We start from the raw sequence: 20,799 nt of genomic DNA on the forward strand, positions 1-20,799 counted from the left end.
CCAGAATCTGTGACTTCGACACTCCCAGATTCTCTCGGCTGGGAGCGCTTTGGCGTCGTTATGCAGGTGCAACTCCTGAGTTTTTACGCAGCTATCAATTCGTTAAACCCGCCCTTTGTACTTAAGGGGCGGGTTTAATGAATTAGACGATGATGTAGGTTTTTTAAATCTCTGTAGTTTAATTGATAACGGTAGTGGTGGCGACCATATCGCTTGGGGTTACGGTGTAGGTTTTGGCGCCACGGGTATCACCGATTTGGAAGCTGTAGGTTGCGACGCTGGTGCTGGCGTTCTTAATCAGGATCTCGGCCTTAGCACAGCCAGCACTGACACCTTCGAGAGCGGTAAGGGTGGCTTTTGTTTCAGACGCGTTATTCACATATGTCTGGCTGTCAATCTGTTTCGTTGCCAACGCGGTCTGAATGCTCTTGGCGCAGGCCTGAGCGCCGGTATCGTACGCACGCTTCTGGGCGCCTAGCAGGTTGGGGATCAGCACCGCCGCCAGAATGCCGATGATGGCGATCACGATCAGCAGTTCGATCAGGGTGAAGCCTTGGGTTCCGTTCTTCATGGTGTACTCCTTAGCGGTTCGGCCTGCCGGATGATGTATGTATGGGTCCGGCCCACCTACTTATGGCTGTGCAGGTGCGGGTGTCTCCCGTCCTTGCTTGAACAGAGATTAATGGGGCTGGCCTCACAGGAGTCTTACGATTCCGGGGTCGTCCGGCTCTGCCTCAGGGTTAAGATGATGCTGCTCAGAGGCCGTTGTCATCGGCTTTTCTGTTGAATCGTTTGCCTTACTGCAGCTTTGTAAGACTTTCTCTCCCTGCACCCCTGGCAAGCTGTGGATGCTATGCTGCGCGTCAGTTCGGCCCGGGCTTGCTCATCTGCAGAAGGCTTACGGCGAATGGGACGGCTTTTTCGAGTCCCCACCCTGCTGGTCATTTCAATCAACCCCCGCCGCCCTCGTGCCGCAGCGGCCACCCCAGGCCGCGCCGATGAGGCTGCTTCCGGGAAGGAGAGGTACCCCTTTGGAACTCACGCCGCGCGTTCCACCGCACAGCAATGATGCCGAGATCAGCGTCCTGGGCAGCGTTCTGCTCGACAACGACACCCTGTCGCAACTGGGCGACACGGTGGCTCCAGAAATGTTCTACCGCGAGGGCCACCGCAAGATCTTTGCTGCCATGCGCACGCTGCAGGAGCGCGGCGAGCCGGTCGATCTGGTCACGCTCAGCGAGGATCTGCGCGGCAAGGGCCAGCTGGACGAGGTGGGCGGACTGACCTACCTGATCGGCCTGTCGGATCAGGTGCCCACCGCCGCCTACGCCGAACACTACGCGCGCATCGTGGGCGAGAAACACACCCTGCGTCAGCTGATCAGCGCGTCGGGCAAGGCCATGCAGCTGGCGTACGACGCCCAGCTTCCGCTGGAAGACCTGCTTGACCGCGCCGAGAAGATGATCTTCGAGGTCGCCGAGCACAAGAAGAAGGGCGAGGCGTCCCAGGCGATGGGAGAGGTCGTTCACGACACCTTCGAGTACATCACGCTGCTGCACCAGAACAAGGGCATCCCGGACGGCGTCAGCAGCGGCTTCAAGGACCTCGACGAGCAGATCTCGGGCCTGCAGAAGGGCAGCCTGAACGTGCTGGCGGCGCGGCCCTCGATGGGCAAGACGGCCTTTGCGCTGTCCATCGCCCAGAACGTGGCGCTGCGCGGTGAGAAAACGGTCGCGGTCTTCAGCCTGGAAATGCCCAGCGTGCAGCTGGCCCTGCGCATGCTGTGCAGCGAAGCGCGGGTGGACATGAACCGCATCCGCAGCGGGCAGCTCAACGAGCGGGATTTCGAGCGGCTGGCACACGCGGCGGGCCGCCTGGCAGAGGCGCCGATGGTCATCGACGACGAGCCGGACCTGACCCTCAACGGGCTGCGCAGCAAATTGCGGCGCATGGCCGCTCAGCACGGACAGCTGGGCCTGGTGGTCATCGACTACCTGCAGCTGATGTCGGGGGGCAAGAGCTCGGGTGGCAGCGACAACCGCCAGCAGGAAATCAGCACCATCTCGCGCGGTCTCAAGGGTCTGGCCCGCGAGATGGAAGTGCCGATCATCGTGCTGAGTCAGCTCAGCCGCGCGGTGGAGCAGCGGCCCAACCACCGTCCCATGCTCAGCGACCTGCGAGAATCCGGCGCGATCGAGCAGGACGCCGACATCGTGATGTTCATCTACCGCGACGAGTACTACAACAAGGAAACCGATCAGCAGGGCATTGCTGAGATCATCATCGGCAAGCAGCGCAACGGTCCCGTGGGCACGGTCCGGCTGCAGTTCCACAGCTCGCATGTTCGCTTCAACGACCTGGCCCCGGAGGGTGTGTAATGACCGGTGACGGCGTCAAGAATGCGGGGGCAGGCGGACAGCGGCGGCGGCGGCGGCGGCGCAGCCCCAATACGGGATCGGCGCAGCTCAAGCCCGGACAGGTAACGAACACGGTGGCGGTGCCCACGCCCGCCGCGCCCAGCAAGCGTGGACAGAAGCGCCCGCTGGCCGATCCGCGCATCGCGGTGGGCTGCATCGTGCTGCGCGGCGACGAGATCCTGCTCGTGCGCGAGCGGGGCCGCTGGTCGCTGCCCAAGGGCGGTCTGGAATCCGGCGAACTCGTGCAGGACGGCGCGCGCCGCGAGACCTTCGAGGAAACCGGGCTGGTCGTGGAACTGCGGGATCTGGCCTTTATCGTGGAGTTCAAGGCGCAGACCTGGGGACACCACCTGCAGTTCTTCTACACAGGCCGTGAAGCGGGCGGCAAGCTGGAACCGCGCGACCCCGACCGCGACGTGCAGGAGGCCCGCTTCGTGCCCATCCGGCAGCTGCGCGAGTTCATCCGCTTCCGCCCGCGGCTGGTCGCCCTGGAAACCTGGCTGCGCGAGCGCCGTCCCCGTCACTTCGTCTTCAACCTGGACAAGGAACCCGCCATGCTGCGCAAGCGCCGCCGGGTGGGCGAGCCGGGCGTGACGGTCAACGACACCGAACTGACTGACGAACCGGATTTGTAGGTCCGGAAGAACTGGAACCGGGCAGGATGGCCTGGACCCGGTGCCCGCGCGGGTGGGCGGCATTTGACAGCCGGATCCGTTCTGCTATCATCAGAATATGAAGCGTCTGTTACGCAAGGAAGCCGACCCGTATCCGGCCAGCGGACGCGGATACGCACATGTCTGTCCCGACTGTGGACTGCCCCTGACCCTGCACGATCTGCGCGATGGAGATCAGGCGTACTGGTGTCACGCCTGCAACAAGGGCCACCGCGCGGGTGATCCGCCGCTGGAAGCCCTCAAGCCGTTGCCTCAGGCCGGGTAGCTCCGAAAAGGAGAAGGGCCGGCGCTATGCTGGAAGCAATGACACACCCTTCCTCCCCCCAGACCCGTGCGCCCGGGCCGTTCAGCGAGGTGCTGGCCGGGCAGGTGATCGCCGTGACCGGAGCCGACTCGGGCTACGGCAAGAGCATCAGCGCCGCGCTGGCCCGCATCGGGGCGAGCGTCGTGCTGATCGGGAACAACAGCGAGACCCTGGCGGCCTCGGCGAGCGCCCTGGAACACTCGGGCGGCCACACCATTCCGATCAAGGCAGATGTGGGGGTGCCGCTGGACTGGCTAAGCGCACAGAACCGCATCCTGGAAATCTTCGGCGTGCTGCACGGCATCGTGCATCTGGCCGACAAGCGCACGTCGGCCAGTTTCACGATGCTCAGCGAGAACGAATGGATGGAACTGTTCAACAGCAACGTCAAGAGCAGCGTCGCCATCGCGCAGATCCTGGCCCGCCGCCTGCCCGATACCTGGCTGACCATCGTCGGCCCGCACACCGATGAGCCGGGGCTGCAGGCCCACCCGCAACGCGGCGCGCTGCGCGGCCTGGTTGAGGCGGGCGCACGCGAGGACCTGCGCCTGAACCTGCTGTTGCCGTCGCGGGCGAGCAGCGGGGACGAGGCGCTGGACCGTCCGCTGGCCGATGTGGTCCTGGCACTCGCGACCCCCCGCATGCGCCATCTGCGCGGCAACGTGATGGACGTTCCCCTGGCCCCAGCCCCCAAGGTGCGTCTGCCCGAGGTGCCGGTGTTCGGTGCCCCGGTTCTGTGAGGTCGGGGTTGTGAGGGCCACGCCGTGAGGTGCCCCTACTGCTCTGCGCCCGACAGCAAGGTGGTAAATTCCCGTCCCAGTGACGACGGAGCCAGCATCCGCCGCCGCCGCGAGTGCCTGAACTGTGCCCGGCGGTTTACCACCTATGAGCGCGCACAACTTGAGCCGCTGATGGTCGTCAAACGCAGCGGCCCGCGTGAGGCCTTCAACCCGGACAAGCTGCTGCGCGGCCTGACCCTGGCCACCGAGAAACGCCCGGTGGAGCCCGAAGCCCTGCGTGCCTTCGCCTACGGCTTCGAGGACGAGGTGGGAGCCGCCGAGATCGACAGCGAGGAGATCGGCAAGCGGGCCATGACCTTTCTGCGCCCGCTGGACGACGTGGCCTACATCCGCTTTGCCAGCGTCTACCGCGACTTTGACAGCCTGGAACGTTTTATCGAGGAAATCCGGGGGCTCAAGGACAAGGATGACGGGTGAGGGCTGAGCAGCAATAAAAAATCCGCCCTCTCGGACGGTGATAGGAAAAATATAGCGCCAAATACGGCGGATGTCAAATTTATACATTGCCTGGAAACTCCGGCGCTGGGACGGCATTCCTGGCAAGTCGCCCAAGATCCCGCCTGCATGTTTGTGCGGGCAAAAGCGTTCAGGTCAGGATTCTGGGTGTTCCCGGAGCTCAGGGACCCGGAAAAGCCCAGCTGTCATGGGTGAGCGGTGCCCCTGGATCATGAACCTGGGCCGTGGAGCAGACGCACCGGCCGGCATCTGCTCCACGGCCCATCACAGGAAAAGCCCCCACACGCGGCGGGGGCAGAAGGGAGAGAAGAGGTGGGCTTCAGCGGCGGCGCAGCCAGCCCTGCACCGTGCCGACCACCCCGGCGCGGAAGAACAGCACCACCACGACGAACACCAGACCGGTCACGATGCCCACCGGCAGGTCCGAGGTGGTCAGGCGGTCGCGCAGCAGCAGTACCAGACCCGCGCCCACCGCCGGGCCGAACAGCGTGGTGGTGCCGCCGAGCAGGGTCATCATCACGACCTCGCCGCTCGTGGTCCACTTGGTCACGTCCAGGCTGACCACGCCGTGCCCGAAGGTATACATGCTGCCCGCCAGCCCGGCCAACCCGGCGCTGATCAAAAAGGCGGTGAACTTGAAGCGTGTGGGGTTGTACCCGATGCTCTGGGCGCGCTGTTCGTTGTCGCGCACCGCCTGCTGCGCCTGCCCGAAGGGACTGCGCACCGTGCGGTAGGCGATGTAGAAGCCCAGGGCAAAGACCACCAGACAGAAGTAGTACCGGGTGGTGCTGTTGCTGAAGTCCAGCCCAAGCAGGCTGGGCCGGTCAAAGCCCTGCAGGCCGTTCTCGCCGCCGGTCACGTCGGTCCACTGCAGGGCCACGAAATACACCATCTGGGCGAAGGCCAGCGTGATCATGCTGAAGTAGATGCCCGCGCTGCGGACGCTGAGAAAGGCGATGGGCACGGCCAGGGCCAGCGCGCTGAGCGTGCCGCCCAGCATGGCCACCGGGACGCTCTGGCCGTTGGAGAGCAGGTAGGCGGTGACATAGGCGCTGCCGCCCCAGAAGGCGGCGTGCCCGAACGAGAGCAGGCCGGAAAAGCCGAACAGCAGGTCGAAGGCCACGGCGAACAGGCCCCACGCCAGAATGTCCAGCGCAAGAACCGGGTAGATCAGCCGGGGCAGGATCAGCAGCACCAGTCCCAGGCCGATCAGCCACGCGGCGCGGATATTGCGTTCGCGGCCCGGTCGGGCGGCGGTGCGGGGCAGGGCGGTCACCGTGCCCCCTCGGGCAGCCCGAACAGCCCGCTGGGGCGCACGAGCAGCACTATGGCCATCAGGATAAAGACCAGCGTGTTGGCAATCGGCGGATAGATCGCCGCGCCCACCGCCGCGAGCACGCCCACCGCGAAGCCGGTCACGATGCTTCCCAGGATGCTGCCCATGCCGCCGATGACGACCACCGCGAAGGTGGTGATGATCAGCTCGGCACCCATGTACGGCTCAACGCTGTAGATGGGCGCGGCGAGCACGCCCGCCAGTCCGGCCAGGCCCACGCCCACGCCGAAGACGCCGGTGACCCACTTGCTCACGTCGATGCCGAAGGCCCGCGTGACGCCCGGATTCTCGGTGCTCGCGCGGATGATGGCGCCCACCCGCGTCTTCTCGATCACAAACCACGTGATCAGGCAGATCACCAGCGTCAGGGCGATCACGAACAGGCGGTACTTGGGAAAGACCACGAAGCCCAGGTTCACCACTCCGGTCAGGATGTCCGGCGTGGTGTAGGGGGCACTGGACACCGCAAACTGCGACAGCATCACCTGTTTGACCAGATCCTGGGTCAACAGCGTGAGCCCGAAGGTCAGCAGCAGGTTGTAACTGGGTTCCAGCCCGTACAGGCGCGAGAGCAGCGTGCGTTCGAGCAGCATGCCCAGCGCGCCCACGATCAGGGGAGCCAGGATCAGGGAGGGCCAGAAGCCCAGTCCGAAGGCCTGGCCCAGGGCGAAGGCGGCGAAGGCCCCGAGCATGTACAGCGCGCCGTGCATGAAGTTCACGATGCGCAGCATGCCGAAGATCACCGCCAGGCCCAGGCTCAGCAGCGCGTAGAACGCGCCGTTGACCAGGCCGTTGAACACTTGAATCAGCAGCAGTTGTGTATTCATTCTGTCTTCCGTGAGGTGCAGAAGGGGTCAGGGACCGGGATGGCCGCAGCGGGTCCCGGTCCCCCGACCTCTAGCCCTGGCTCAGAACTTGCACTTGCTTTCGCTGAGCGGCATGAAGGCCCTGGCCGAGGGAATGGTGGCCACCTTGGTGAAGATGTCGCCCGCTTCCTTGGCCTGCGCCTTGGGCTTAACCTGCACGGTGTACACGTCCAGGGTGACGCGGTGGTCCTGCGGACGGATGTAGGCGCTGCGGGCGAAGAAATCGCTGAAGCGGTGGCCTTCCAGGGCCTTGACCACGGCGTCGCCGTTGTCGCTGCCCGCGCGGGCCACAGCCTGCAGGTAGGTCATGGTGGCGCTGTACACGCCGGCCTGCGCCCAGGTGGGCTTCTTGCCAAAGGCCTTCTCGAACTTGGCTGCCCAGTCGCGGCTGCGCTGGTCGAGGTTCCAGTACCACGGCACGGTGGCGAGCGCGCCCGCAAAGGCGTCCTGGCCCAGCGCGGCCACGTCGGTCTCGAACAGCAGACCGATGCCCAGGCCGATGCCCTGTTTCTTGAGGCCGAACTCGTTGTACTGCTTGACCACGTTCACCAGATCGTTGCCCGCCTGCATGGTGCCGAAGATCTTGGGCTTGAGGCTCTGGGCCTTGAGCAGGTACGAGGAGAAGTCGGTGTTCGGGAAGGGCGTGGCGTCGCTGGGGGCCACCAGCTTGCCGCCGTTTTCCTGCACCGCCGCCGACATCTGTCGGTTGAGGTCCTGACCGAAGGCATAGTTGGGGTAGATGATGTACCAGCTGTTGCCGCCGCGCTTGGTCACGGCCGTGCCGGTGCCGTTGGCGAGCATGAAGTTGTCGTAGGCGTAGTGGAAGGTGTACTTGTTGCACTTCTCGTTGGTCAGCGCGGTGGTGCCGCCGGTCACGACCATCACCGGAATCTTCTTGCCCTTGGCGATCTCGGAGGCGGCCAGCGCGGCCGAGCTCGTCGGCAGGTCCACAAGCATGTCCACGTTCTGGCGGTCGATCATCTCGGCGGCCTTGTTGCTGGCGACGTCGGCCTTGTTCTGGTGGTCGACGCCCACGACCTGCACCTTGCCCTTGTACGCGGCGTTGGCGGCCATGAAGTCGTCGGCGGCCATCTGCGCGGCCTTGACGCTGCCGGGACCAGAGAGTTCCGAGTACACGCCGGACAGGTCGGTGAGCACGCCCACCTTGACGGCGTTGTCACTGAGCTTGGCCCCCTGCGCCAGGGCAGCGGTCATGGAAAACAGGGCGGTGGCGGCGATCATGGCGGTCAGTCTGGTTTTTTGCATGGTGGACTCCTCCAGGGAGAAAAGATGGTGGGCGGGGGGCTCAAACGCTGAGGTAGCGCAGCAGGTCCTCGCGGCGGGCCAGGGCGTCCTCACGGGCCACCTCATCGACGATCTGGCCGTCCACGAAGACGTAATGACGGTCGGCGAGGCGGGTGGCAAATTTCAGGTTCTGTTCGACGAGCAGCACCGACAGGCCCTCGGCGCGCAGTTCCTCGATGATGTCGCCGATGCGCTGCACGATCACCGGGGCCAGGCCCTCGCTGGGTTCGTCGAGCAGCAGCAGTTTCGGGGCGCTGCGCAGCACCCGGACGATGGCGAGCATCTGCTGTTCGCCGCCCGAGAGCTTGCTGCCGGGGTGGTGGCCGCGCTCGCGCAGCACCGGGAACGCCTGGTAGGCGCGCTCGGTGGTCCAGCCTCCCGGGCGGGCCGGCGGCAGTTCCAGGTTCTCGCGCACCGTCAGGGTGCTCATGATGGCGCGTTCCTCGGGCACCCACGCCAGGCCGCGCGCGGCGATCCGGTTGCTGGGCAGGCGCAGGATGTCCTGGCCGTCAAAGGTCACGCTGCCGGTGCGGGTGCGCAGCGCCCCCATGATGCTGCGCAGGGTGGTGGTCTTGCCCGCGCCGTTGCGCCCGATCAGGCTGACGATCTCGCCGGGCTGCACATGCAGGTTGACGCCGTGCAGCACGTGGCTCTGGCCATAGTAGGCATTCAGGTCACGGACCTGCAGCAGCGGGGCCGTCCCCGGGTCTACTCGGGTGGGTCGGGGGGCCGAAGCGGTGTGGGGCGCGCTCATTCGTGTGCCTCGTCGCCCAGGTAGGCCTCGATCACGCGCGGGTCCTGCCGGACCTGCTCGTAGCTGCCGCTCGCGAGCACCGCACCGTACTGCAGCACCGTGATGCGGTCGGCGAGTTCAGAGACCACGCTCATGTTGTGTTCGACAAGCACCACCGTGCGCCCGCGCGCGACCTGCCGCACCAGGGCGATCACGCGGGCGATGCCCTCGGAGCCCATGCCGGAGGTCGGTTCGTCCAGCAGCAGCACGCGCGGGTTCTGGGTCAGCGAGATGCCGATTTCCAGTTGCCGCTTTTCTCCGTGGCTGAGGTCCGCCGCCAGCCGGGCGTGCGACTCGGCCAGCCCCACATCGGCCAAGATGGCGTCGGCCTGGGGCCCCAGCGTTTCGAGCCGCGAGATCGGTGTCCAGAATTGCCCCGGCAGTCGGCTGCGCGATTGCAGCGCGACGAGCAGGTTCTCGCGCACGGTCATGCTGGGAAAGACACTGCTGATCTGAAACGAGCGCGACAGCCCGCGCCGCACGATCTGGTGGGGAGGCAGGGTATCGATGCGCTGTCCGAACAGCCGGACCTCGCCGGAAGTGGGTTTCAGAAAGCCGGACAGCAGGTTGAACAGGGTGGTCTTGCCCGCTCCGTTGGGTCCGATGATCGCGTGGATCTCGCCCTCGTGGATGTCCAGGCTGACCCCGTTGGTGGCGCGGAAGCCCCGGAACTCCTTAACCAGCTGGCGCGCTTCCAGGGCCACGGTCGGCCCGGGGCCCACGCCCACCGGGGAACCGGGTAGGGTCTGGGCCGTCACGACTGACGCTTGGATGCAGGGTAAAGCATCGTCCTCCTTGAAATGGATCGAATTGTGGTACGCCAGGAGTCTAGCGTTCTGGCGTTACAAATGGGTGACAGCGGCCGTTCAGCGGATGCCGGGCGACCGGTTACCCGCCGGGGAGGGAGGGGGGGACGCTCCGGCAGCCCTGCGCCGGGCAGGTCAGGGGGCGGCGGACGGACCGGGCCGGGGAACCACCGGCGTCTCGTTCTCGGGTTTGCGGCCCCGCACGCCGTCGAGCAGCGCGGCAATCCGGGCAAAGTCGGCAGGCAGGTCGCCGGTCGGCTGCACGTAGCCCACGATGCCCACGCGCTTCTTGCTCCAGTCCAGGGCAGTGACGGCAATCGGCACGTTTGCCTGAAGGGCCATGTAGTAAAACCCGGTCTTCCAGTGGTCCGCCCGTCCCCGGCTGCCCTCGGGCGCGACGAGCAGCACGATCTCCTGTTCCCGGTCAATCACCGAGACCACCGCGTCCACGAAGTTGCCCCCGGCGCGGCGCCGGTCCAGCGCGATGCCGCCCACCGCGCGCATGAAGATGCCCTGCGGAAAGGCAAACAGCTCGCGCTTGCCGACCCAGTGCAGCGGAATCCGGGTGGCCCACTTCCAGAACAGCCCCGGCCAGAAATCCAGATTGCTGGTGTGAGGCGCAGCGGCGCTGACCAGTTTGACGGTGCCCGGAGGCGGCGGAGCGAGCAGCGGGGTCCAGCCCGAGAGACGCAGCAGAAAGAGGGCCACACGCGACCCCAGCGTGTGTGGACGGCCCTGCCAGGTGATCGACACCCGGCGAGTATACGGGCGGAGCCGGAAAGACCGGGCATGGTCCGGCCTCCGGCCTCAGCCCTTGCGGGGTCTGACCGGTTCTCCGGCCCGGCGGGGCGCTGGCCGCTCGAGTCCTGCGGCGAGCAGCAGCGAGATGACGATGGTCAGTCCGGCCAGCGCGAATTCCATACCACAGTCTTCCCGCCGGGCCGTGACAGAGACCTGACGGCGGTCTTCATCAATGGGGGTGTTACCCGAAGTCAAGGGCCATGAGCTGCACCGGACCGTTCTCGCCCGCAATCACGGTGAGGGCGGAAAAGCCCGCCCGGACGTAGGCCCGCAGGGCCCGCCGGTTGTCCGGGGCCGGGTCTATCAGGAGGCGCGCGGTGGCGGGACGCTGTGTGCGCAACTCCTGAATGAAGGCGGCGATCACCCGGGGTCCCAGCCCCTGTCCGGTCAGCGCCGCCTCCCCAATCAGCAGATCAATGCCCCAGGTCTCGCCGTGGGGGGCCGCCCACGCGAAGAAGGGATGGCCCGCCGTGACCTGTTCGCGCTGGATGAAGCCGGCCGCCTGGCCGTCTACCAGGAACACGAAGCCGGGCACGTGCCGCCCGGGGCGGAAGTAGTGGGCCTGCACCGCCGCCTCGTCGCGTTCTCCATCGTCCCAGAAGGCGCGGACGTGCGGCTGTTGCAGCCAGTGGGTGAGCAGGGGCACGTGGCGTTCGCCCAGGGGCTCAAAGGAAATCGGCATTCAGCCCCGCCGCCTTCAGGGCCGCGTCAAACTGCTCCGCTGTCACCGGCAGCACGCTCAGGCGGGTGCCCTTGCGGACCAGCGGCGAGTCCTGCCATTCGGGCAGGGAGCGGATGGTGTCCAGGCCCAGCACAGCGGGAAAGGCACGCACGGGCTCCACGTCCACCATGCTCCAGCGCGGCTGCTGCGGCGGACTGGCCGGGTCGAAGTACGCGCTTGCCGGGTCGAACTGCAGGTCGTCCGGGTAGGCGGTCCGCGCCACGCGCGCCACCCCGGCGATGCCCGCCGGTTTCGCGTTGGAGTGGTAGAACAGGCACACGTCCCCCTCCCGCATCTGCCGCAGGAAGTTGCGCGCCTGGTAGTTGCGCACGCCGTTCCACGCTTCGCGCCCCACCCGCACGAGGTCGGGGTAGCCGAAGACGTCGGGTTCGGATTTCAGGAGCCAGAACTGAAGGGCGCAGGAGGCGGGCATGCAGCACAGGGTAAAGCGGAAGGAAGAGCGGGGAACGAGGGCAAAGGCCCCGCCCACCCAGGCAGGGTGCCAGAAAACGTGCGGCTCAGCGTGCGTGCCTTTGCCTACCTTGCCGCCCGCTGGGCCGCTCTAGACTGGGCGGGTGCGTGCCTCGCCGTGGCTTCCCGTTCTGCTGATCCTTGCGCTGGGCGCTTACCTGCTCTCGCAGGGCCAGCCGACCTTTACGCTGGTGCCCCGCGAGCCGGTGGTCTCGGCCACCCTGCCGGGTACGCTGCCGCCGGCCACGCGGGCCCTGTTCGAGCAGGCGCGTCCGGCCACCGTACGGGTCGAGAGTCTGGATCCCCAGACGCGCGAGGCGGGCCTGGGCACCGGGTTTTTCATCAGCGAGACCGGACAGGTGCTGACCGCCTACCACGTGGTCAGCCTGGGACGCCTGTTTCAGGTGAGTACGCTGGAGGGCCGGACCTACCGCGCCACGGTGACGGCCTTCGACGCCCGCGCCGACGTGGCACTGCTGGAAGTCCAGGGACGCGGGCCGTTTCCGTACCTGCAGCTCGACAGCCGCGCCCCCAAAGTGGGCGAGACGGTGCTCGCCATCGGCAACAGTGGGGGCGACTTCCTGCAGCCCCGGCGCGGGCGTCTGCTGCGCCTGGGGGCTGAGGCGGGCCGCGCGGACTTTCCGCAGGGCACCCTGGAGATGAACGCGCCGCTGGCCCCGGGAGACAGCGGCGGACCGATCATTGACAGCGCGGGCCGGGCCATCGGGGTGGTGAGCTACATCAGTGTGGACGGCAGCGGACAGACCCGGCGCAGCTACGCCGTACCGGTGATGGACGGCGACAACCTGATCACCGCCCTGCGAACCGGCGAGAAGCGGGACGCCCCGGTGGTCGGCATCGTCTTCGATCCGGTACACAGCGGCCTGACCACCCCGGCGGGCGGCGTGATCGGACGGGTGGTCGAGAACAGCCCGGCGGCCCGGGCCGGCCTGCGCGGCAGCGCGTATGACCGCGAGGACAAGTTGATCTCGCTGGGCGACGTCATCACCACGGTGGGCGGCGAGCGCACCCGCGACGCCAACGAGGTCATCCGCGCCATCCGTGGAGCCGAGGTGGGAGACACTGTGACCATCGGCTACCTGCGCGGTCAGCAGCCGCAGGAAACCCGCATCACCCTGGTCGCCCGGGCGACCCTGCCCGGCCTGCGCGAGTAGCCGGGAGCCGCGGCAGGCAACGGATAAAGACACGGCCACGCGCCGCCAATCCCGCCTTCACCCCGCCCACCTAGACTGGCGGGATGTCGAGAGCCTTCGTGAAAGAGGAGGCAGGTGCGCCGTGGACGCCGCCTGCCGTGCCCCACGCTTACCGGGTGGTCTGGACCGGAGACGCCCGGCCCGAGGTCATGCGCGAGACCGACGATCTGCTGGACGCCCTGCGCTGGCTGGCCGGGCGGTCCCGGCCCGGTTTTGAGCTGCGCAGCGCCGACGGTGAACTGCTGGCGACCAACGCGGCCTGACCTACCAGTGGCCTTCCAGGGACAGCCGGACGGCCCCGGCCAGACTCTGTCCCGGGGCCAGCACCCGCAGGTCCACGCCCGGGGTGCCCTGGGCGGCGAGGTTAAAGGCATCGGTGGCGTGCGAGACGGGTTCCAGTGCCAGACTTCCGTCTGGCGCGGTGAACACGACCAGATGCGAGAACACGTTGTCGGCGGTGAGCACCAGTGCCCGCTCCCCCCAGTCCAGCCGGGCCAGACCGTCCCAGGCGGTGTAGGTGCGGTCCAGGTGCTGTTCGCCGAGCGGGTGGGGCCGGCGGTAATCCTCGGCGGGGTGCAGGTCCCGGGGCCCCCCCACGGTCAACTGCTGGGCGTCGGTGTCGTAGGTGAGGTCGGCCCCGAACTGCAGCCGGGGATCTGTTCCGTCCTGAAGGCGCGCGAAGTACGGGTGCAGCCCCAGCCCGGCGGGCATGGGTGACGCGTCGGCATTGGTGAGGGTCACGCTGAGGTCCAGGTGCGGGCCGTGCAGGCGGTATTCGGTACACGCGGTAAAGGCCCACGGCCAGTTCATATCGGTGAAGTCGCGGCTGTCGAAGGTACAGCGCAGGTGGTCGTCGGCGACGCGCTCCACGCGCCACGGGCGGTTGCGGACGTCCCCGTGCTGGGTCATGCCGTCCCCGGTTTTTCGCAGCTGAATCTCGCGGCCTTCAAAGGAGAAACGGGCGTCCCGGATGCGGTTGGAAAACGGCATCAGTGTGAAGCACGCGCACTGGCTGCTGGTTTGTACCGCTTCCAGCTCCACCGGGCGCAGGACCGGACGGCCCGACGCTGCGCGCAGGTTCAGGACGCTGCCCCCCACCCAAGGAAGGACCTCCAGCGTCAGGGCCGCGCTGCGGACGGTCTCCACGCGCCCGGGGAAAGACATCACTTGGCGCTTCGGCCGCGCATGACCTCGTAGATCAGGATGCCCGCCGCCACCGAGGCATTCAGGCTGTCCACCTGACCGCGGGTGGGAATCTTGACCAGGGCGTCGCACTTCTCGCGCACCAGCCGGCGCATGCCCTCGCCCTCGGCGCCCACCACCAGCGCCACCCGCCCGCTGAAGTCCACCTGGGCGGCGTCCTGCGCGGCCTCGCCCGCCGCGCCGTAGACCCACACCCGGTCCTCCTTGAGGGCGTCGATCAGGCGGGGCAGGTTCTTGGTCTGGGCCACCGGCAGGTAACTGGTCGCCCCGGCCGCCGTCTTGGCGACCACCGGCGACAGCGGAGCGCTGCGGCGTTCCTCGACCACCACGCCGTGGGCCCCCAGCACCTCGGCGCTGCGGATGATCGCCCCGAAGTTGCGCGGATCGGTGATGCCGTCGAGCAGCACGATCAGCAGGTCCTCGCCGCGCGACTCGGCCCGGTCGAGGATGTCGTCCACCGTGGCCCACTTCAGGTCCTCGACCTCGGCGAGCACGCCCTGATGCGCGGTGGTGCCGGCCAGCTGATCGAGTTCGATGCGTGGAGCGAAGCGCAGCCGCACGCCGGTATCCTTCAGCTCGCGCACGAAGGCTTCCTCGACGCCGCGCGCCACGAGCACCTCATTGACCCGCCCATCACGCAGGGCTTCGAGCACCGGGTTCCGTCCGTACAGCAACATGGCAGGCAGTGTAGACCACCCCGCCGGCAAAAGCCCCCATCACGGGGGTCAGGAGACAGACAGGGTCAGGCCAGTTCAGGACCGGGCCGATTCAGGACTGGGCCGGAGTCACGAAGGCGGCGCTGTCGTAGTACGTGCGGAAGGCCGCCACCTTGCCGTCCTTGATCTCGATCAGGCTCACGCCCCGGTATTCGATGGGCCGGCCACCCTTGAGCCGGCCCGTGGCGGTCCATTCCATGACGCCCAGGCCGCCGTGTTCACTGTGGTTCGTGAACTCGCTGCGAATGGTCTCGAAGTCGCTGAGGTAGGCGCTCCAGAAAGCCTGCGCGCCGTCGGTGCCCTGCCAGGTCTTCTGGGTGAGGTTTTGCAGCGTGACCTCCTCGGCATGCAGGGCGACCAGCGGCGCGGGATCCTGGCTGGACTCGGCTTGTTGCAGGGCGGCCATGAACTCTTCGGTGGTGGACATGCCCCAACAAACCATCCCCGCGGGGCAGGCGAGGGTGAGGCCTCTTACCTTGTCCGGGGGTGTGAAGAATTGATGGATGGGAGAGAGGGCAGGGGGCGTGGCGCCGCCGGGACCCATCCTGGGGCTCAGCCGGGTGTGTCCTCAGCGCTCCCGCAGCCAGCGGATCAGCTCGGGGGCGGGCAGCGGCTCGCAGATCGCGTAGCCCTGTGCGGCGTCACAGCCCAGCTCGCGCAGCATCTGCAACTGCTGCTCGGTTTCCACGCCCACGGCGACCACGCTCAGGCCCAGGCGGTGGGCCAGATCCACCGTGCCCTGGACCAGCGCCACGCCGCGCCGGTCGCCGGGGAGGCGGGCGGTCAGGGTGGGGTGCAGCTTAACCGCGCTCAGCGGAAAGCGGGTCAGGGCCGAGAGGCTGCTCGCGCCGTCGCCGAAGTCATCCACGCTGAGGTGGGCGCCCAGGCCACGCAGCTGTTCGAGCAGCCCCAGCGTTTCCTGGCTGTGGTCGAGCAGGCTTTCCGCCGCCACCTCAATGTCGGGCGCACCCTGGGCGTTCAGCAGCGGCAGCAGGCGGCCCAGGCCCGCGCTGCGGCGCAGTTCCTCCAGCCCCAGGTTCACGCTGACGCGCCACGATTCGAAGCGCCCGGGCAGGGCTGCCTGCACGCTGCCGCGCCCGCGCAGGGCTTCTTGCACCACCCACTCGCCGATGTGGGTGATCAGGTCGCTGCGGCCCGCCAGCGGTAGGAAATGTCCGGGGGTGAGCAGGCCGCGCGTGGGGTGTTGCCAGCGCAGCAGCGTTTCGGCCCCGATGGGCTGGCCACCCTGCAGGTTGATCATCGGCTGGTACAGCAGCGTGAACTGTTTGCCCTCCAGTGCGCCGCGCAGGGCTTCTTCCAGCTCGAAGGCGTCGGTGACCTGGGCACGCATGTCCGGCTCGAAGACGCTGACCTGTGCCCGGCCCTGGCGGCGGGCGTGCTGCACCGCGATCTCGGCGTCGCCCAGGGCCTGTTCGGGCGTGGCGCCGTGCAGGTCCACCACCCCACGCGCGAAGGTCAGGGCCACCTCCCGGCCCCCGGCGCGCAACGGAGCGTCCAGCACCTTGTCCAGCGTGGACAGCGCCTGCGCCGCCGTGAGTCCGTACAGCGCCACGGCGAAGGAGTCGTCGGCCAGCCGGGCGGCGTGGCCGCGCTGGTCGCCGACCAGATCGTTCAGCCGGGCAGCGAGCCCGATTAAGACCCGGTCGCAGGCCACGCGGCCCAGCGCGGCATTGAGCGCCCCGAACCCGTCGATGTCCAGGCCCACCACCACGCCCGCGTCGGCCCGCGGCGCCGGTCCCTCCGCGCGGCCCAGCGCCTCGCGCAGCCCCGCGCGGTTGAGCAGACCGGTCAGGGCGTCGTGCCGGGCGTCGTGGTGCATCTTGGCCTGGGCCCGGCGCAGCGCCGTGATGTCGCGCAGGGTGAGCAGCGCGCCGTTGCCGTTGGCGGCCCGCAGGGGGCCGGGGACCGCGCTGCCCGCCGCACCCTCTGTTTCCACGGCGGTGGCGCGCAGTTCCATGTGACGCAGGGTGCCGTCGGGCAGGGCGAGCAGCAGCTCGCGGCGCAGCGGCAGGTTCACCTCGCGCCAGTCGGGCAGTGCCAGCGGATGGCCCTCGGGCGTGAAGATGCGCACGCCCATCTCGCCGAGCACCCGGGAGATGCCCAGGCCCACCAGCCGCGCGGCCTCCACGCCCAGCAGCGCCGCGGCGCGGTCACTGACCAGCTGGGCACGTCCGGAAGCGTCGACCATCAGGGTGGCGTCCTCGGACAGCGCGAGCACCTGCGAGATCAGGCCCAGGGACGTCTGGGTGCCCCGTTCGTCTTGGACGCCCTCGGCCACCAGCAGCCCGGACTCGGCGGCGCGGCGCACGCTCAGGGTCATGACGCCGCCGCCGGCGAGCGCCACGTCGGCCCGCGCCGCGCCGCCTCCGGCTGCGAGCTGGATCAGGCCGCGCACCGTCTCGCACGGCACCTCCGCGAAGCACGGCCAGGTCCACAGCGGAGCGCCGGTCGGGACCGGGGCGCCGGGTGGGGCCAGCTCGCTCAGGCCGGGGCTGGCGTGCAGCACGTTGCCCGAGGCCGAGAGCAGCGCGGCGGGTTGCCGGGTGTCGAGCAGCGCCGAGATGCGCGAGGCCCGCTCGTACTCGCCGGTGACGTCCTGCAGCGTGAGCATCACGCCCGCGCCCGAGCCGCCCAGGTACGGTCTGGCCTCACCGCGTACCCAGCGCCGCCCCGCCGCCTCGAAGGGCTCATCCGGCAGGCGCACCGAGCGGCCCGCCGCCGCCTGCGTCAGCGCCGCGAGCAGGCCGGGCCGTCCGGGCAGCACTCCGGCCACGGACTGCCCCAGCACCTCGGCGTCGGTCAGGGCGCACAGTTCCAGAAACGGGCGGCTGACCCGCCGAAAGACCAGATCCGGCGTCAGCCACGCGGTGGCCACCGGCAGCTGCGTGACCAGCACCTCTGCCTCGCGGTGGGCGCTGTCCGAGCGGGCCGCCGAGAGCAGCATGGTCAGCACGTCCAGGGCCAGCTGCGGCACCGGCCCGGTCTCGCACCACAGCAGCCCCAGCAGCTCGCCGCCGCGGCTCAGCCAGCCCATCTCGCCCCGCTCGAACCACGCGTCGGGCGGCACGAGTTCCTGGCCGGTCAGGGTCAGGCCGTCCGGGTCCACCCGCAGCACGTCATCGCCCACCTGTGCCAGCAGCGTGGCGCCCGGCGCGTGAACCCGCAGCAGGTCGCCCAGCGCCGTCTGCAGCGCCAGGCTGTGCGCGGGGCGAGGGTCATGGAGCGCGCCGGTCAGGGAAGGGTGGGGGATGTAAGGGGGAGTCACGCTGGAAGTACCTCGCGTCCGCAGACGGCTGGGGGAATCAGACGGGCCGGTCGGGGAAGACGGCGAAGGAAGGGCGGCCAGAAAGGAACGTGCCCGCAGAGGCCGGTTCTCTCTGCCGGGCATCCTGCCACCTGAACTCTTACCCGAATCATTCAATAAACACGTCACAGCCGTGCGCCGCCCCCATCCAGGCCCCCCCGGTGGGGGAGAACAGGGCGCGGTGGAGGTGCTGAGGGGGTGGGAACGCCGCCCTCAGGGCACGGGTCTGTCCCGTCCCTCAAGACAGGGCATACGGCGGGCCAGTGGGCTCCCCCGCGTTATTCCTGCCAGGTTTCCTCGCGCCACGCCGTCGGCCACACCCGGTAGATGCCGGGGTCGCTGGGGCTGCTGGCGGCCATCAGGCGGCCAATCTCGGCGGCGTCCGGCTCGTCGATCACGCGCGTGAAATCCGAGGCGTTGAGCACCGCCTCGCGGACCGGCCAGCCGCGCGCCTGGGTCCAGTCCACCAGCTCGATCAGCGCCGCCATGCCAGGGCGCCCGAAGCGCGGGCCAAAGGCATTTGCCGTGACGATCACGTGTTCCCCGGTGACGAGCAGCGCCGCGTAGCCCGACGTGTCCCGCTGGCCCTGACGGTCGGTCACGAGCACCAGCTGCCCCCTTCCCGCGGGGTCCGGCAGCTGGGCGCAGCGCTCCAGAACGGCACTCAGGGTTTCGAGCGGCGCGCCCGGCAGGCCCAGCGGATCGGCAATGTGCATGGACGGCAGTGTACAGAGTTGGACCGTCGCCGCGCACTGTTCTGACGCCCCTGTGGGCCGCGCCGCCCGGGGTCTCCCGCGGCTTCAGGCACTATCCTGCGGAACATGAAGCCCAAACTTTCCACGCTGGTGGCCCAGGCTGCGGGGGGCCGGGTGATCCGCACCGGTTTTCTGGACGGCGACGACATTGACCGCCGTCTGCTCAACGACCCCGAGGTGCGCCACCGCATCGCCGGGGGCTTTCCCGACGCGCGGCGGGTGGTGCTGACCCTGCACCCGGCCCATATTCCCGAGGTCGACGCGGGGGTCACGGTGCTGCGGCTGACTCCGGCGCAGGCGGCGCCGGGCTGGGACCTGCAGGATTTCGCGGTGCAGCTGCGCCGCCTGGAGCTCAAGGAAGAGCAGCTCGGGGACCTGCGCGAGGAACGCGGCGGTTTTCTGGTCGCGGCCACCGGTCAGGCTGCCCAGACGCTGGGAGCGCTGAGTGAGCTGGGGGGCCGCGCCGTGGAGGTCGAGGAGGTCGGCGAGACGGCCGGCCGGGGCAGCAAGCTGCGCGAGGTCGTCGTGCCGTCCATGCGGGTGGACGTGGTGGGGGCCAAGGGGTTCGGGGTCAGCCGGGCGTACTTCCAGCAGGGCATAGACGGCGGCAAGGTGCGCCTGAACGGTGGCCCGGCGCGGGCGAGCAGCGAGATCCGCGAGGGAGACAGCCTCAGTGCCGAGGGCCTGGGACGCATCGACTTCAAGCGCGTGGTCAACGAGACCCGCCGGGGCAATCACAAGGTCGAGCTTGAAGTTCACCGCTGAGCCCGGCGTGGACCGCCCGGCCACCGGGACGGCCCGCGCATGATCGACCTGCTGGCCCGGCATCCAGCCTCCGATCCCCAGGCGCTCACGCAGGCCCTGGCACCCAGCGCCCGGTTTCAGGACGTGCGTTTCGGGACCTACCGGCCCAATCCCGAGTTTCCCAGTCAGGCGGCGGCGCGCGGGCAGCTGGAAGCCTTCTTAGAGGGCCCCCGGGAACGTCCCGGCGGCCTGCGGCTGTTCCGCCGGCGCCGCCCCGAGGGACGCGGGCTGTACCTGGACGGCGGTTTCGGGGTGGGCAAGACGCACCTGCTTGCCAGCACGTACCACGCCGCACAGGGCCAGCGCGCCATCATGAGCTTTCAGGACCTGATGTACCTGATCGGCGCGCTGGGCATGACCCGCGCGGTCGATACCTTCCGGGGCCACGATCTGCTGCTCATCGATGAATTCGAGCTGGACGATCCGGGCAACACCCACATGGCGAACACCTTTCTGGGTCAGCTGATGCCCGGCGGCACCAGCGTGGTCGCCACCAGCAACACCGAACCCGGCGCGCTGGGACAGGGCCGCTTCAATGCCAGCGACTTCCAGCGCCAGATCCAGGGCATCGCGGAGCGCTTCGAGACCCAGCGCATCGACGGCCCCGACTTCCGTCAGCGCGGCACCCGGCCCGAGGGCGTGCTGACGGCCGACGAATACGCCGCGTGGCAGGCCCTTCAGGACCACGCCACGCTGGCGGTCGTCACGCACCGTGACCTCAACCGGCACCTGCTGGAAGTGCATCCCAGCCGCTTTCCCGGCTTGCTGCAGGGGGTCGGGGCGGTGGGCGTGGGGGCACTGGTGCCCATGGACGACCAGAACATCGCGCTGCGCTTCGTTCACTTCATCGACAAGCTCTACGACCTCGGGCTGCGGGCGGCCTTTACCGGCACACCGCTGAACACGCTGTTTTCCGAGACCTACCGCCACGGAGCCTACGCCAAGAAGTACAGCCGTTGCCTGTCGCGCCTTTCCGAACTGCTGCGCGAGGCCCACGGGGAAGTGACGACCCCGCCGGTGGGGGAGGGGTAG

General features: G+C 68.4%; 23 protein-coding genes. 9 read left to right on the top strand and 14 right to left on the bottom strand.

Annotated elements, in window-relative coordinates; translation table 11 throughout:
- Positions 1 to 178 precede the first annotated feature (178 nt).
- On the bottom strand, positions 179 to 571 hold the full coding sequence (locus IEY21_RS14435) for a type IV pilin protein (RefSeq protein WP_188905052.1): 393 nt from the start codon (positions 569 to 571) through the stop codon (positions 179 to 181).
- Positions 572 to 1,031: 460 nt separating this feature from the next.
- Between IEY21_RS14435 and dnaB the strand changes: the two genes are divergently transcribed.
- The 5 genes from dnaB (at position 1,032) to nrdR (ending at position 4,612) form a co-directional block, all read left to right on the top strand.
- On the top strand, positions 1,032 to 2,378 hold the full coding sequence (dnaB, locus tag IEY21_RS14440; protein WP_188905053.1) for a replicative DNA helicase: 1,347 nt from the start codon (positions 1,032 to 1,034) through the stop codon (positions 2,376 to 2,378).
- Positions 2,378 to 3,052 carry an NUDIX domain-containing protein gene (locus tag IEY21_RS14445; protein ID WP_188905054.1) on the top strand — a complete coding sequence of 225 codons (675 nt, stop codon included), beginning with the start codon at positions 2,378 to 2,380 and terminating at the stop codon, positions 3,050 to 3,052. Before dnaB ends, IEY21_RS14445 begins: the two co-directional genes overlap by 1 nt.
- 97 nt (positions 3,053 to 3,149) lie before the next feature.
- Positions 3,150 to 3,356 (top strand): hypothetical protein, encoded by a 207-nt coding sequence (locus tag IEY21_RS14450; RefSeq protein ID WP_188905055.1) that lies wholly within the window; start codon positions 3,150 to 3,152, stop codon positions 3,354 to 3,356.
- A gap of 38 nt (positions 3,357 to 3,394) precedes the next feature.
- The gene (locus IEY21_RS14455; RefSeq protein WP_188905056.1) at positions 3,395 to 4,135 is read left to right on the top strand and encodes an SDR family NAD(P)-dependent oxidoreductase; all 741 of its coding nucleotides are present in this window, start codon (positions 3,395 to 3,397) and stop codon (positions 4,133 to 4,135) included.
- A gap of 24 nt (positions 4,136 to 4,159) precedes the next feature.
- Entirely contained in the window at positions 4,160 to 4,612 is a 453-nt protein-coding gene (nrdR, locus tag IEY21_RS14460; protein WP_188905057.1) for a transcriptional regulator NrdR, read from the top strand.
- Between the two features lie 358 nt (positions 4,613 to 4,970).
- On the opposite strand, the gene IEY21_RS14465 is transcribed toward nrdR, so the two are convergent.
- From IEY21_RS14465 to IEY21_RS14500, 8 genes are all read right to left on the bottom strand, one after another.
- Complete coding sequence (locus IEY21_RS14465) at positions 4,971 to 5,927, bottom strand: branched-chain amino acid ABC transporter permease (protein ID WP_188905058.1); 957 nt, start codon at positions 5,925 to 5,927, stop codon at positions 4,971 to 4,973.
- Entirely contained in the window at positions 5,924 to 6,814 is an 891-nt protein-coding gene (locus IEY21_RS14470) for a branched-chain amino acid ABC transporter permease (protein WP_188905059.1), read from the bottom strand. Before IEY21_RS14470 ends, IEY21_RS14465 begins: the two co-directional genes overlap by 4 nt.
- Before the next feature lie 81 nt (positions 6,815 to 6,895).
- Complete coding sequence (locus IEY21_RS14475; RefSeq protein WP_188905060.1) at positions 6,896 to 8,119, bottom strand: ABC transporter substrate-binding protein; 1,224 nt, start codon at positions 8,117 to 8,119, stop codon at positions 6,896 to 6,898.
- A 40-nt stretch (positions 8,120 to 8,159) separates the two neighbouring features.
- The gene (locus IEY21_RS14480; RefSeq protein ID WP_188905061.1) at positions 8,160 to 8,912 is read right to left on the bottom strand and encodes an ABC transporter ATP-binding protein; all 753 of its coding nucleotides are present in this window, start codon (positions 8,910 to 8,912) and stop codon (positions 8,160 to 8,162) included.
- Positions 8,909 to 9,709, bottom strand: a complete 801-nt coding sequence (locus tag IEY21_RS14485; RefSeq protein WP_229753125.1) for an ABC transporter ATP-binding protein — start codon at positions 9,707 to 9,709, stop codon at positions 8,909 to 8,911. The genes IEY21_RS14480 and IEY21_RS14485 overlap by 4 nt, the downstream gene beginning before the upstream one ends.
- A 183-nt stretch (positions 9,710 to 9,892) precedes the next feature.
- Complete coding sequence (locus IEY21_RS14490; protein ID WP_188905062.1) at positions 9,893 to 10,510, bottom strand: 1-acyl-sn-glycerol-3-phosphate acyltransferase; 618 nt, start codon at positions 10,508 to 10,510, stop codon at positions 9,893 to 9,895.
- A 229-nt stretch (positions 10,511 to 10,739) separates the two neighbouring features.
- A complete protein-coding gene (locus IEY21_RS14495; protein WP_188905063.1) occupies positions 10,740 to 11,240 on the bottom strand; it encodes a GNAT family N-acetyltransferase in 501 nt (166 codons plus the stop codon).
- The gene (locus IEY21_RS14500; RefSeq protein WP_188905064.1) at positions 11,224 to 11,712 is read right to left on the bottom strand and encodes an EVE domain-containing protein; all 489 of its coding nucleotides are present in this window, start codon (positions 11,710 to 11,712) and stop codon (positions 11,224 to 11,226) included. Before IEY21_RS14500 ends, IEY21_RS14495 begins: the two co-directional genes overlap by 17 nt.
- A 142-nt stretch (positions 11,713 to 11,854) precedes the next feature.
- On the opposite strand from IEY21_RS14500, the gene IEY21_RS14505 reads away from it, so the two are divergent.
- Together IEY21_RS14505 and IEY21_RS14510 are read left to right on the top strand one after the other, a co-directional pair.
- The gene (locus tag IEY21_RS14505; RefSeq protein ID WP_188905065.1) at positions 11,855 to 12,925 is read left to right on the top strand and encodes a S1C family serine protease; all 1,071 of its coding nucleotides are present in this window, start codon (positions 11,855 to 11,857) and stop codon (positions 12,923 to 12,925) included.
- 83 nt (positions 12,926 to 13,008) lie between these two features.
- Entirely contained in the window at positions 13,009 to 13,227 is a 219-nt protein-coding gene (locus IEY21_RS14510) for a hypothetical protein (RefSeq protein ID WP_188905066.1), read from the top strand.
- A gap of 1 nt (position 13,228) precedes the next feature.
- On the opposite strand, the gene IEY21_RS14515 is transcribed toward IEY21_RS14510, so the two are convergent.
- The 5 genes from IEY21_RS14515 to IEY21_RS14535 form a co-directional block, all read right to left on the bottom strand.
- Complete coding sequence (locus IEY21_RS14515) at positions 13,229 to 14,128, bottom strand: aldose 1-epimerase (protein WP_188905082.1); 900 nt, start codon at positions 14,126 to 14,128, stop codon at positions 13,229 to 13,231.
- Positions 14,128 to 14,844, bottom strand: a complete 717-nt coding sequence (gene rlmB / locus IEY21_RS14520) for a 23S rRNA (guanosine(2251)-2'-O)-methyltransferase RlmB (RefSeq protein WP_188905067.1) — start codon at positions 14,842 to 14,844, stop codon at positions 14,128 to 14,130. The genes IEY21_RS14515 and rlmB overlap by 1 nt, the downstream gene beginning before the upstream one ends.
- A gap of 91 nt (positions 14,845 to 14,935) precedes the next feature.
- A complete protein-coding gene (locus IEY21_RS14525) occupies positions 14,936 to 15,310 on the bottom strand; it encodes a nuclear transport factor 2 family protein (protein WP_188905068.1) in 375 nt (124 codons plus the stop codon).
- A gap of 141 nt (positions 15,311 to 15,451) precedes the next feature.
- On the bottom strand, positions 15,452 to 18,169 hold the full coding sequence (locus IEY21_RS14530; protein WP_229753126.1) for a putative bifunctional diguanylate cyclase/phosphodiesterase: 2,718 nt from the start codon (positions 18,167 to 18,169) through the stop codon (positions 15,452 to 15,454).
- Between the two features lie 317 nt (positions 18,170 to 18,486).
- On the bottom strand, positions 18,487 to 18,924 hold the full coding sequence (locus tag IEY21_RS14535; protein WP_188905070.1) for a DUF3197 domain-containing protein: 438 nt from the start codon (positions 18,922 to 18,924) through the stop codon (positions 18,487 to 18,489).
- 105 nt (positions 18,925 to 19,029) lie between these two features.
- Here IEY21_RS14535 and IEY21_RS14540 point away from each other — a divergent pair, with 105 nt between their 5' ends.
- Both IEY21_RS14540 and zapE read left to right on the top strand, forming a co-directional pair.
- Positions 19,030 to 19,728: a S4 domain-containing protein gene (locus tag IEY21_RS14540; RefSeq protein WP_188905071.1), complete on the top strand. Its 699-nt coding sequence runs from the start codon at positions 19,030 to 19,032 to the stop codon at positions 19,726 to 19,728.
- A 39-nt stretch (positions 19,729 to 19,767) separates the two neighbouring features.
- Positions 19,768 to 20,799, top strand: a complete 1,032-nt coding sequence (gene zapE, locus IEY21_RS14545; RefSeq protein WP_188905072.1) for a cell division protein ZapE — start codon at positions 19,768 to 19,770, stop codon at positions 20,797 to 20,799.

The sequence above is a fragment of the Deinococcus aerophilus genome (genome assembly GCF_014647075.1).
GTDB classification, from domain to species: domain Bacteria; phylum Deinococcota; class Deinococci; order Deinococcales; family Deinococcaceae; genus Deinococcus; species Deinococcus aerophilus.